This is a genomic window from Actinomadura craniellae (assembly GCF_003289645.1).
In the GTDB taxonomy this organism is placed as follows: Bacteria; Actinomycetota; Actinomycetes; order Streptosporangiales; family Streptosporangiaceae; genus Actinomadura_D; species Actinomadura_D craniellae.
On the sequence record NZ_QLYX01000017.1, the window covers coordinates 133,974 to 145,150 of the forward strand.

General features: G+C 72.2%; 12 protein-coding genes. 4 read left to right on the top strand and 8 right to left on the bottom strand.

What is annotated here, in order from left to right; all coding sequences use genetic code 11:
• Positions 1–183: 183 nt before the first annotated feature.
• Entirely contained in the window at positions 184–2,583 is a 2,400-nt protein-coding gene (gene lon / locus DPM19_RS29285) for an endopeptidase La (RefSeq protein ID WP_111871285.1), read from the top strand.
• A 390-nt stretch (positions 2,584–2,973) separates the two neighbouring features.
• Complete coding sequence (locus tag DPM19_RS29290; protein ID WP_233510898.1) at positions 2,974–3,408, top strand: VanZ family protein; 435 nt, start codon at positions 2,974–2,976, stop codon at positions 3,406–3,408.
• Here the strand turns inward: DPM19_RS29290 and DPM19_RS29295 are convergent, their stop codons facing one another.
• From DPM19_RS29295 to DPM19_RS29310, 4 genes are all read right to left on the bottom strand, one after another.
• Positions 3,409–3,891, bottom strand: a complete 483-nt coding sequence (locus DPM19_RS29295) for a nitroreductase family deazaflavin-dependent oxidoreductase (protein WP_233510901.1) — start codon at positions 3,889–3,891, stop codon at positions 3,409–3,411. It abuts the gene before it with no gap.
• A complete protein-coding gene (locus tag DPM19_RS29300; RefSeq protein ID WP_111871287.1) occupies positions 3,888–4,937 on the bottom strand; it encodes an NAD-dependent epimerase/dehydratase family protein in 1,050 nt (349 codons plus the stop codon). The genes DPM19_RS29295 and DPM19_RS29300 overlap by 4 nt, the downstream gene beginning before the upstream one ends.
• A 134-nt stretch (positions 4,938–5,071) precedes the next feature.
• Complete coding sequence (locus tag DPM19_RS36980) at positions 5,072–5,440, bottom strand: DUF397 domain-containing protein (protein ID WP_325050297.1); 369 nt, start codon at positions 5,438–5,440, stop codon at positions 5,072–5,074.
• A gap of 90 nt (positions 5,441–5,530) precedes the next feature.
• Positions 5,531–6,052, bottom strand: coding sequence for an ATP-binding protein (locus tag DPM19_RS29310; RefSeq protein WP_325050298.1), 522 nt, complete (start codon positions 6,050–6,052; stop codon positions 5,531–5,533).
• A 187-nt stretch (positions 6,053–6,239) separates the two neighbouring features.
• On the opposite strand from DPM19_RS29310, the gene DPM19_RS29315 reads away from it, so the two are divergent.
• A complete protein-coding gene (locus DPM19_RS29315) occupies positions 6,240–7,076 on the top strand; it encodes a helix-turn-helix domain-containing protein (RefSeq protein WP_199485348.1) in 837 nt (278 codons plus the stop codon).
• A gap of 24 nt (positions 7,077–7,100) precedes the next feature.
• Positions 7,101–7,307 carry a DUF397 domain-containing protein gene (locus DPM19_RS29320; protein ID WP_111871289.1) on the top strand — a complete coding sequence of 69 codons (207 nt, stop codon included), beginning with the start codon at positions 7,101–7,103 and terminating at the stop codon, positions 7,305–7,307.
• Between the two features lie 128 nt (positions 7,308–7,435).
• Here DPM19_RS29320 and DPM19_RS29325 read toward each other — a convergent pair whose 3' ends face one another.
• The 4 genes from DPM19_RS29325 to DPM19_RS29335 form a co-directional block, all read right to left on the bottom strand.
• The gene (locus DPM19_RS29325; RefSeq protein ID WP_111871290.1) at positions 7,436–8,872 is read right to left on the bottom strand and encodes an aldehyde dehydrogenase; all 1,437 of its coding nucleotides are present in this window, start codon (positions 8,870–8,872) and stop codon (positions 7,436–7,438) included.
• A 134-nt stretch (positions 8,873–9,006) separates the two neighbouring features.
• Positions 9,007–9,465, bottom strand: coding sequence for a cytidine/deoxycytidylate deaminase family protein (locus DPM19_RS35915; protein WP_199485349.1), 459 nt, complete (start codon positions 9,463–9,465; stop codon positions 9,007–9,009).
• Complete coding sequence (locus DPM19_RS35920) at positions 9,458–10,147, bottom strand: RibD family protein (protein ID WP_199485350.1); 690 nt, start codon at positions 10,145–10,147, stop codon at positions 9,458–9,460. The genes DPM19_RS35915 and DPM19_RS35920 overlap by 8 nt, the downstream gene beginning before the upstream one ends.
• Positions 10,148–10,172: 25 nt before the next feature.
• Positions 10,173–11,087, bottom strand: a complete 915-nt coding sequence (locus DPM19_RS29335) for an MBL fold metallo-hydrolase (protein WP_111871291.1) — start codon at positions 11,085–11,087, stop codon at positions 10,173–10,175.
• Between the last annotated feature and the right edge of the window lie 90 nt (positions 11,088–11,177).

Below are 11,177 nucleotides of genomic sequence, written 5' to 3' on the forward strand. Positions count from 1 at the left end.
CCCCTCGCGGCCGGCGCATGCAGGCCCTGCCCACCGACATGCCCACCGGCACGTCCGACCGCACGGGACGGCGGTCCGCTCCGGCGATCGCTGACAGCGAACGCGGCTGCGGAAACAAAATCGTGCTCCGTTTTCTTGAGTGTGAGTGACTCAACCCCCTGGGTCCCGAGAGATGGAGCAAGCATGAGCGAGACTCTGACGCTGCCGGTGCTGCCGCTGGACGACGAGGTCGTTCTGCCCGGCATGGTGGTTCCCCTCGACAAGTCCGACGGCGAGGTGCGCGCGGCGATCGAGGCCGCCCGCGGCGCCGGCCGCCCGCAGGGCCCCGGCATCCGCTCGACCGGCAAGCCCCAGGTGCTGCTGGTGCCCCGGCTGAACGGCCGGTACGCGGCCGTCGGCACCCTCGGCGTGATCGAGCAGGAGGGGCGGCTGCCCGGCGGCGAGCCCGGCGCCGTGGTGCGCGGGGTGGCCCGGGTCCGGGTCGGCACCGGCACCAGCGGCCCCGGCGCGGCGCTCTGGGTGGAGGGCACCCGGGAGGAGTCCGTCCCCGCCGACGCCCGCACCCGGGAACTGGCCAAGGAGTACAAGAACCTGGTCGCCGCCACGCTGAGCCGGCGCGGCGCCTGGCAGGTCGTGGACGTCGTCCAGCAGATCGACGACCCCTCCACTCTGGCCGACAACGCGGGGTACGCCCCGTACCTCACCGCCGAGCAGAAGGTGCAGCTGCTGGAGACGGCCGACGTCGTCGAGCGGCTGAACCTGGTGATCGGCTGGACCCGTGACCACCTCGCCGAGATGGACGTCGCCGAGACGATCCGCAAGGACGTCCAAGAGGGCATGGAACGGCAGCAGCGCGAGTTCCTGCTGCGCCAGCAGCTCGCCGCCGTCCGCAAGGAACTGGCCGAGCTCAACGGCGACCCCGCCGACGAGGAGGACGACTACCGGGCCCGGATCGAAGCCGCCGACCTGCCCGACAAGGTCCGCGAGGCGGCCCTCAAGGAGGTCGACAAGCTGGAGCGCGCCTCGGACGCGTCCCCCGAGGGCGGTTGGATCCGCACCTGGTTGGACACCGTGCTCGACATCCCGTGGCACGAGCGCACCGAGGACTCCTACGACATCGCCGGCGCCCGCGCGATCCTCGACGCCGACCACGCCGGGCTCGACGACGTCAAGGAACGCATCGTCGAGTACCTGGCGGTGCGCAAGCGGCGCGCCGACCGCGGGCTGGGCGTGGTGGGCGGCCGCCGCTCCGGCGCCGTGCTCGCGCTGGTCGGCCCGCCCGGGGTCGGCAAGACCTCGCTGGGCGAGTCGGTGGCCCGCGCGATGGGCCGGACGTTCGTCCGGGTGGCGCTGGGCGGCGTCCGCGACGAGGCCGAGATCCGCGGCCACCGGCGCACCTACGTCGGCGCGCTGCCCGGCCGGATCGTCCGCGCGATCCGCGAGGCCGGCTCGATGAACCCGGTGGTGCTGCTGGACGAGGTCGACAAGGTCGGCGCGGACTACCGGGGCGACCCGACCGCCGCGCTGCTGGAGGTCCTGGACCCGGCGCAGAACCACACCTTCCGCGACCACTACCTGGAGGTCGAGCTCGACCTGTCGGACGTGCTCTTCCTGGCGACCGCCAACGTGCTGGAGGCCATCCCCGGCCCGCTGCTGGACCGGATGGAACTCGTCCGGCTCGACGGCTACACCGAGGACGAGAAGGTCACCATCGCCCGCGGCCACCTGCTCCCGCGCCAGCTGGAGCAGGCCGGCCTGACCGGCGAGGACGTGGCGGTCGACGACGCGGCGCTACGCCTGCTGGCGGCCGAGTACACCCGGGAGGCGGGCGTCCGCTCGCTGGAGCGGTCGATCGCCCGGGTGCTGCGCAAGGTGACCGCCGAGGTCGCGCTGGGCCGGGCGGAACTGCCCGTCACGGTCGGCGCCGCCGACCTGACCGGGTACCTGGGCCGGCCGCGCTTCACCCCGGAGATCTCGCTGGACGCGTCCGAGCGGCGCACCGCGGTGCCCGGCGTGGCCACCGGCCTGGCGGTCACCGGCACCGGCGGCGACGTCCTGTACGTCGAGGCGTCGCTGGCCGACCCGGAGACCGGCGACACCGGGGTGACCCTCACCGGGCAGCTCGGCGACGTGATGAAGGAGTCGGCCCGGATCGCGCTGAGCTACCTGCGGTCGCGCGGCGCGGAGCTGGAACTGCCGGTCGGCGACCTGCGCGAGCGCGGCGTCCACGTGCACGTCCCCGCCGGGGCCGTGCCCAAGGACGGGCCGAGCGCGGGCGTCACCATGACCACCGCCCTGGCGTCGCTGCTGTCGGGCCGGCCGGTCCGCTCCGACGTGGCGATGACCGGTGAGGTGTCGCTGACCGGGCGGGTGCTGCCGATCGGCGGGGTGAAGCAGAAGCTGCTGGCCGCGCACCGGGCGGGCATCACGACCGTGCTGATCCCCAAGCGCAACGAGCCGGACCTGGACGACGTCCCGGCCGAGGTGCTGGAGCAGCTCACGGTGTTCGCGGTCGCCGACGTCCGGGAGGCGCTGGAGCTGGCGCTGGAACCGGCCGTCAACGACTCCACCGTCGCCGCCTGAGCCGAGGGAGCGAGTGGTCCGCGGAGTGAGTGAGTGAGGTGAGGGCGGAGGTAGGCACCGCCTGAGCCGAGGGAGCGAGTGGAGTGGGCCGCGAGGGACGAGTGGTCCGCGGAGCGAGTGAGTGAGGTGAGGGCGGAGGTAGGCACCGCCTGAGCCGTCTCTCCGCCCCGGCGCCTTCGTGGCGTCGGGGCGGAGCCGTATCCGGTGCCTGGAAAGAACGCGCTGGTCACCTTATGGATAGGAATGAACGCCCTGCTCAGCGGAAGGATCCCGGCCGATCGACGGAACGGCGGAAGGGAAGACGTGCCCGCGACGACCACGGCCAAGACAGGATCGACGGCACCTTCGAAGAAAACGACGGCAGCTTCGAAGAAGAGGTCGTCGTGGTACGTGACCCCGCTACGAGTGCTGGCCGTACTGGTGGCGCTGGGCGCCCTGGGCGCCTTCTCGTACTGGGCGGCGCGGGTCACGCTGACCCCCGTCGCCGACAACGGCAACGCGGTCGGCAACACCGAGCCGGGGCACAGCCTGAAGTTCTACCTCGACCGCCCGTTCAAGGAGGCGGTGCTCAACCTCGGCGGCAACCTGGCGCTGCTGGCCCCGCTGGGGGTGCTGCTGCCGATCGTGGTCTCGCGGCTGCGCGGCCCGCTGCGGCTGGCGCTGGTGGCCGCGGTGGTCTCCCTGACGATCGAGGTGGCGCAGGGTCTCCTGGTGATGGGCCGGGCCTTCGACACCGACGACGTGATCCTCAACACCGCCGGGGTGGTGCTGGCCTACCTGCTCGTCGGCCGCCGGCTGGCCCGGCTGATCCGCGGACCCAAGTGATCACTTCGGGGTGAGCCGGAAGACGCGCAGCTCCCGGCCCGACCGCTCGACGTAGCGGTCGTACACCGGCCAGACCTTCAGCAGCCGCGGCCACACCTCGTCCCGCTCGGCCCCTTCCAGCAGCCGCGCCGTCACCGGGACGGCACGGCCCCGGAAACCGACCTCGGCCACGGGGTCCTTGAGCAGGTTGCCGGTCCAGGCGGGGTGCTTCTCCCGGCCGAAGTTGCTGCCCACCACGACCCAGCCGCCGTCCGGCTCAGGCAGGCAGGCCAGTGGCGTCCGACGGGGGAGCCCGCTGACGGCGCCGGTGGTGGTGAGCACCATGCTGGGCACCAGCAACTGGCCGGTCATCAGCCGCCCGCCCGACATCCGGTGCAGCGCCCGGTCCAGCGGCGGCATCACCGCGGGGCCGATCCGGGCGAACCAGGCCGCCCCGGAGATCCGCTGGAACGGTGGGCCGAACACCCGCTGGAACAGGGTCACGTGCTCTCCTCGTTCTCGGCCCCCAGCCGGCCGGCCTTACGGGGGTCCAGGTGCCCGGCCGCGACGAGCCAGCGGACGGAGTCGGCCAGGGTCTCCTCGACCGGCCGCAGCTCCAGCCCCAGCGCGTCCAGCGCGGGCCGGTCGTCGGTGGGCACCAGGGAGACCATGTACTCGGCGGCGTCCCGGGTCAGCGGGTAGTCGAAGCGCCGGACGCGCTTGGCCGCGTCCAGCAGCGCCCCGAGCCCGACCATCACCCCGGCCGGTACCGGGAAGCGGCGGCACCTGCGCCCGGTGACCTCGTCGCACAGGTCGGCCAGCCGGGGCCAGGTGAGGAAGTGCCCGCCGAGCACCAGCCGTGACCCGGCGGCCGTGCCGGTGGCGGCGCGGGCCAGCCCTTCGGCGAGGTCGCGGACGTCGATCATCGACATCCCGCCGCGCCGCGGCACCGGCCAGCCCATGCCGAGCCCGCCGGCCAGCCCCTCCATCAGGGCGTCCAGGGTGGGCTGGTGCGGGCCGCACACCCCGCCCGGGTAGACGATCGTGACCGGGGCGCCCGCCTCCCGCAGCTCCCGCGCGTACCGGTCGGCGGCCACCTTGGACCGGCCGTAGGCGTCCCGCGGGGCCGCCGACAGCGGCCCGTCCGCGCTGATCACCGGGCCGGCCGGTGGGACGAAGACCCCCACGCTCGACACGTGCACCACCGGCCCCAGCCCCAGCGCCACGGCACCGCCCACCACGTTGCGGGTGCCGGTGACGTTGGCCTCGATGACGGCCTCCGCCGCGCCGCCGTGCCCGGTGATCCCGATCGCGGCGGCGGAGTGCAGCGCGGAGTCGCAGCCCCGCAACGCCTCGTCGACCGCCGCCCGGTCGAGCATGTCTCCGGGGACGAACTCCACCTTCCCGGCGTCGATCCCGGCGGCCGCCAGCACGCCGGCGGCCCGCCCGGGGTCGCGCACCAGCGCCCGCACCTCGTGCCCCGCCGCCAGCAGCGCGCCGACCGCGTGCGACCCGACGAACCCGGAGGCCCCGGTGACCATGATCCGCATGCAGGCAACCTAGCGGTTGCTTCCTCACCGCGAAAGCAGATCCACGACCGGCCTGCGCGCCAGGCGGACGGACGAGAGCAGGCCACCGGTTCAAGATCGGCTGGGACGCGCCGCGAGGTTCCCTTTCGGGTCGGTCACCGGGGAAGGTCGTGCGCCCCGGCTTGAATGCCGTGAAGGAGCACGGTCCAGGTACTCGGCGTGAGAGCGATCACCGGCCCGTCCGGGTCCGTGCTGTCACGGATGTACCTGCGGTCCTCGTACGCGGCGACTTCTACGCAGGTGGGTCCGTCGGAGCTGCGCGTGCTCTTGCGCCAGGCGATGGGCGGGAAGCCGCGGCTGTGCACATCTCTCCCTGGTACGGCTACTCGGCCAGTTGGGCGATCATATCGGCCGATTCGTCGCACCCCAGGGCGTCTGTCCGGAGCCGGTCGAAGATCAGTCCATAACGGTGAACGGTGTCGCCGGCCGGCGGCCTGGCGGATCGCCTGTGCGGCACTGGTCACCTGACGACCATGGTCCTTCAGTATCCAGGGCGCGATGGCACCTCGGATGCTGAAGGACCACTGGTCAGGGGGCGTACTGCGGGTGGCCCTTCAGCCAGGTGTGGGCAATGGGCCTCCGCGGCCGTGCCCGTTGGTCACCGTGGCCCAGGTGACCTTCCCGAACAGGGCCGTGCTCTCGGTGATCAGCTTCGGCTCGGCAGGGCGCCACTCCACACCTGGTCCCACCCGGTGGTCGGGCCAGTACCAGCCCCACTCCTTGGCCACCGCTCCCACCAGCAGCAGTCCCCGGCCACCCTCCTCTGTCGCCACCGGCGATCGCGGCCTCGGCGGGGACGGGAGCTGATCCCATACCTCCACCGTCACCATCGCCCCGTCCGGTCCCGGGTCGGCCGACAGCCGGAACCGCACCGCCGGCACCTGCGGCGCCATGTGCCGTGCCGTCTCCTCCAGCGCGGTCACGCTGTTGGTCACCAGCTCGCTGACGATCAGCTGCATCGCTTCACATGCGTCGGGTAGCCCCCAGCAGGTCAGTGACTCCGCCACTAACCGCCGTGCCCATCCAGGAGCGCTCTTCGTCCCGGCCAACTCTCGGTACTCCACCAACCACGGCATCTGCCACTTCTCCGTTCAGCTCACCCGCTTGTGCACGTTCTGCTGTGTTCCGACTGTGTTCGGTGACATGCTGGCGTTGCCAGGATGCACTAGTCTCAAGAGCGATGCAATATTGCTTATGGAATACTGCTAGGGATTTTCGAGCGGGGAGATGATGGTTCGTCGACAAGATCGAGGGCGCAGCCCGGTGCTCGGGGCGCGACGGCTGGCGTTGGAGCTGACCAAGCGGCGGGAAGCTGCTGGCCTGAGCCGAGAGGAGGTGACACGGCGGCTCGAATGGGCTGGATCCACGCTGTTCCGCATCGAGACCGGCCGTACTAAGCCGCAACCGCGCAGTGTGCGGGAACTGCTCGATCTCTACAACGTCACCGGTGCTGAAAAGGAAGGACTCCTCCAACTTGCTCGCGACGCCCGGAAGGCCGGCTGGTGGCACTCCTTCCGCGACGTTCTCCCAGATCCGTACCAGGTGTTCATCGGTCTGGAAGAGGGCGCCGTGGCCGTCCGGACCTTCGAACCACTGATGGTGCCAGGGCTGCTCCAGACGCCTGACTACGCCCGCGCCATGATCCGCGGTGGGCCCCAGGAGCTCGACCCCGACGAGATCGAACGACGGGTGGAAGTGCGCACGGCGCGGCAAGAGCTCCTGAACCGACCCGACCGGCCGCGCTTGTGGGCGGTCCTGGACGAAGCGGTTCTCCACCGGCAGGTCGGCGGCGCAGCCGTGATGAAACACCAGCTCGCGCACTTGATCGAGATGGCAGAGCAGGGGCGGACGACCATCCAGGTCGTGCCGTTCGCGGCAGGCGCACATGCCGGCACGACCGGTCCGTTCGTCATGCTCGACTTTGCGGAGCCGACCGACCCCACGGTGGTGTATCTGGAAAGCCTCCCGGACGGTGTGTACCTGGAAGGCGCAAGCGATATAGCCCGGTTTATGATTGCATTCGACCGCCTACTTGCGGCCGCACTGCACCCAGACCAGTCCGTAACGCTCATCCAGCGCATTGCAGATGCAACCGGCTGAGCATCAGCTAGAAGGAGGTGCGGGATGGCTCATCGCGACACGTCCCGTACCGCATGGCGGAAAAGCTCCTACAGCGGACAGAACGGTAACTGCGTCGAGATTGCCGACCTCAACGAAAACACCATCGGCGTCAGAGACTCCACCAACCCCGCTGCCGGGCACCTCACCCTCTCAGCCGGTGGTTTCGCTGCCCTCCTGGCCCGCGTGAAGCGCGACGAGCTGACGCCCTGACAAGGTCACGACCGGCTTTGCGCGCCACTGCCCGATGACCTCCAGGACCCGAGGCGCCATGGCGCCCTGGACCCTGAAGGACCACGGTTGAAAGGGGCGATGCTCGGCACCGCCGCGGCTCCTTCGGCTCAGCCGGCGGGGCGGGGGATGGACTTGTGTTCCAGGTAGGCGGCCAGGCCCTCGGGGCCGAGTTCGCGGCCGATGCCGCTGTCCTTGTAGCCGCCGAAGGGGGTGTTGACGTCCAGGACGTAGAGGTTGACGCCGCAGCTTCCGGTGCGGACCTGGCGGGCGACGTCGACGCCGTGATCGACGTCGGCGGTCCACACCGAGCCGCCGAGGCCGTAGTCGCTGTCGTTGGCGATGCGGATCGCGTCGGCCTCGTCCTCGTACGGGATGAGGGTGAGCACCGGGCCGAAGATCTCCTCGCGGGCGATGCGCATGTCGTTGGTCGCGTCGCCGAAGACGGTCGGCGCCACGTACCAGCCCCGGTCGTGCGGGCGGTCGAGGCCGCCGACCAGGACCTTGGCGCCCTCCTCCTGGCCGATGCGGATGTAGCCCTCCACCCGCTCCTGCTGCCGCCGGGCGACCAGCGGGCCGATCTCGGTGGTGACGTCGGCGGGGTCGCCCACCTTCAGGCCGCCGACCATGGCGGCGAGCGCGTCGGCGACCTCGGCGTACCGGGCGCGCGAGGCGAGGATCCGGGTCTGCGCGGCGCACGCCTGGCCGTTGTTCATCAGGGAGGCGAGCTTGAAGCCCTCCATGGTGGCGGCGAGGTCCGCGTCGTCCAGGATGATCGCGGCGGACTTGCCGCCCAGCTCCAGGCTGACCCGCTTGAGCCGCTCGCCGCACAGGGCGGCGATGCGCCGGCCGGCGCCGGTCGAGCCGGTGAACGCCACCTTGTCGACGCCGGGGTGCGTGACCAGGTGCTCGCCCACCTCGCGGCCGGCGGGGACGATGTTGACCACGCCCTCGGGCAGGCCCGCCTCGACCATCCACTCGGCGAGCAGGTAGGCGTCCAGCGGCGTCTCGGGGGCGGGCTTGAGGACGACGGTGCAGCCGGCGACCAGGGCGGGCGCCAGCTTGGTCAGGGTGACGAACTGGGGGACGTTCCACGGCACGATGGCGGCGACCACGCCGACCGGTTCCCGGCGCACGGTCACCGGGCCGAGCATGCCCTGGCGCTCCTCCTCCCAGGCGTAGGTGCCGGCGAGGTCGACGTAGTACTGGAGCACCATCTGCGGGATCAGCGCCTGGCCGAACACCGAGAACCCGGCGGGGGAGCCCATCTCGGCCGTCACCAGCTCCGCCATCTGGGCGTGCCGCTCGGCGTAGATGGCCGACAGCCGGCCCAGCACCTCGGCTCGCTCGGCCGGGGACATGCGCGGCCACGGGCCGTGGTCGAAGGCGGTGCGCGCGGCGGCCACGGCGGCGTCGATGTCGGCCTCGGTGCCCTCCGGCACCCGGCCCAGGACCTCTTCGGTGTGCGGGGAGATGACGTCGATGGTGGCGGTGCCGGCCGGGGCGGCCCACTCGCCTCCGATGAACAGCCGGTCGTGCTCGCGCATGCTGGGTGCCTCCTGGCCAGGGGTGGAAGGGGCGGAAACGCCTGAGGGGTAACCGAATGCTTGCTCGGGATCAAGCCTCGCGCACGCTCCCGGCAATGTCCACAGGGCGGGCACCGCTTTTTGAGACTGGAGTCTCACCCGTCCAGCAGGTGCCGGTTCGGCGCGCGGGCGGGCCCGGCCAGCTCCGGGATCTCCACCACGTCCACCCCGGCCGCCCGCAGCAGCTCGGCCCCCGCGCCCTCGACGAACAGGGACGGTTCCCGCCAGGCGAACACCACCCGGCCGATCCCCGCGTCCAGGATCAGCCGGGCGCACGGCCGGGGCCGGGACGCCCGCCGCCCGCACGGCTCCAGCGAGCTGTAGATCGTCGAGCCCGCCGGCACCGCGGCGAGCCCGGCCAGCGCCGCCTCCTCCGCGTGCGCCACCGGATCGTCCTGCCGGGAGAACCCCCGCGCCAGCTCGCGGCCGTCCGGGCCCACCACCACCGCCCCGACCGAGAACGCCGTCGCCGAGGGCGGGCAGCGCCGCGCCAGGTCGCAGGCCAGCCCCAGCCAGCGCAGGTCGGCGTCGCCGGCGGGACCCGGGTCAGCCACGGTCGGACGCCCGCAGCAGGTAGCGCAGCAGGGTGAGGTCGCCGATCCGGGTGACCTCGGCCAGCCGCATCGGGTGCCGGGAGTCCTGCGGGAAGACACCCGAGTGCACGAACCGGGGCGCCAGCGGGTCGCCGACGAAGAACGGCACGATCACCAGGTGCAGCTCGTCGGCCAGCCCCTCGGTGAGGAAACGGGTGTGCACGCCCGTGCCGCCCTCGACCATCAGCCGGCGGATCCCGCGCCGGGCCAGGTCGGCGAGCAGCACCGGCAGTTCCACCGGGTCGCCCGCGTCGATCACCTCGGCCACGCCGTCCAGCCGGGCCGCCAGCCCCGGCACCGCGTCGCTCGCGGCGTACACCAGCTTCGGCGCCGACCCGGTGGTGAAGAACCGGGCCTGCGGGTCGAGGTCGCCCCGGGCGGTGAGGGTCACCTTGACCAGGTCGGGCGGCAGCCCGCGGGCGGCCCGCCGCTCCCGCCGGACGGGGGAGCGCACCAGCAGCCGCGGGTCGTCGGCCCGCACGGTGCCCGCCCCCACCAGGATGGCGTCGCAGCCGGCGCGCACCCCGTCGACCCGGTCGAAGTCGGCCGGGCTCGACAGCCGCAGCCGCTCCGGCGACGCGTCGTCGATATAGCCGTCCACTGACATCGCGCAGCTCAGCAGCACGTACGGACGTTCGCTCACCCCGACACCCTAAGGCGTCGGCGGATCACGCCAGGCAGGCCGGCACCTGACCGCCGTTGTAGGCGATCATGTCGCCGAACGCGACCAGGTGGTCGATGGGAACGCCCGGCGGCTCGTCCCGCTCCTCGGAGTACGCCCGGAACAGGTTGCCGACGATCCGCTCGGGCTCCAGCAGCCCGGCCCACTCGCCCAGGTCGGTCTCGCGGGCCGCCTCCAGCGGGGTCAGGCCGGCCGCCATGCCCTCCCGGGCCACCCCCTGCAGCCAGCGCAGGTACGCCTCGGTCGCGTCGTAGAGTTCGGGGCCGCCCACGTCGCCGTGGCCCGGCACGATCGTCGTGGCGCCCAGGGCGCGCAGCCGGTCCAGCGCCGCCAGCGTGCCCGACACCGAGCCGGCCAGCACGAAGGGCGTGCCGCCGTTGAACACGATGTCCCCGGCGAACAGCACCCCGTGGTCGGGCACCCAGACCACGACGTCGCCGGTGGTGTGCGCGACCCCGGGGTGGATCAGCTCGACCCGCAGGTCGCCCGAGTGCACCGTCAGATGGTCGGCGAAGGTCAGCGAGGGCGGGGAGATCTCGATCTCCCCCCACTCCACGTCCGGCCAGAGGTAGGTCATGACCGTGCCGCCCTCGATCATCACCTCGCGGCACTCCTCGTGGCCCACGATGACGGCGTCCTCGGCGAACACCTGGTTGCCGAAGGTGTGGTCGCCGTGGAAGTGGGTGTTGACCACCAGCCGGGTCGGCAGCGGGGTCAGCCCGGCCAGCGCGCCGTGCAGCGCCCGGGCCCGCGGCAGGGTCGCCGTGGTGTCGACGAGCGTGACCCCGTCGGGACCCACCAGCACCCCGGAGTTGCTCACGCACCAGCCGCCGGGCGGCTGGACGTAGGCGTAGATCCGGTCGGCGACCTCTTCGAGCCGGGGGTCGGGCGTCCTGAACATGCATTCCTCCAAACGGGCAGGTAGACGCACCGTACCGGCCCCGGTTCTGTGGTTTGTCGGCGTTTCTGTGACGGTTGAGCCGGGCGGGAT

Coding starts and splice junctions, on each gene's coding strand:
- lon (WP_111871285.1), top strand. CDS start 184: ATGAGCGAGACTCTGACGCTGCCGGTGCTGCCGCTGGACGACGAGGTC.
- DPM19_RS29300 (WP_111871287.1), bottom strand. CDS start 4,937: ATGCGGATCATGGTCACCGGGGCCTCCGGGTTCGTCGGGTCGCACGCG.
- DPM19_RS29310 (WP_325050298.1), bottom strand. CDS start 6,052: ATGCCGTGGTTGGTGGAGTACCGAGAGTTGGCCGGGACGAAGAGCGCT.
- DPM19_RS29320 (WP_111871289.1), top strand. CDS start 7,101: ATGGCTCATCGCGACACGTCCCGTACCGCATGGCGGAAAAGCTCCTAC.
- DPM19_RS29325 (WP_111871290.1), bottom strand. CDS start 8,872: ATGCGCGAGCACGACCGGCTGTTCATCGGAGGCGAGTGGGCCGCCCCG.
- DPM19_RS29335 (WP_111871291.1), bottom strand. CDS start 11,087: ATGTTCAGGACGCCCGACCCCCGGCTCGAAGAGGTCGCCGACCGGATC.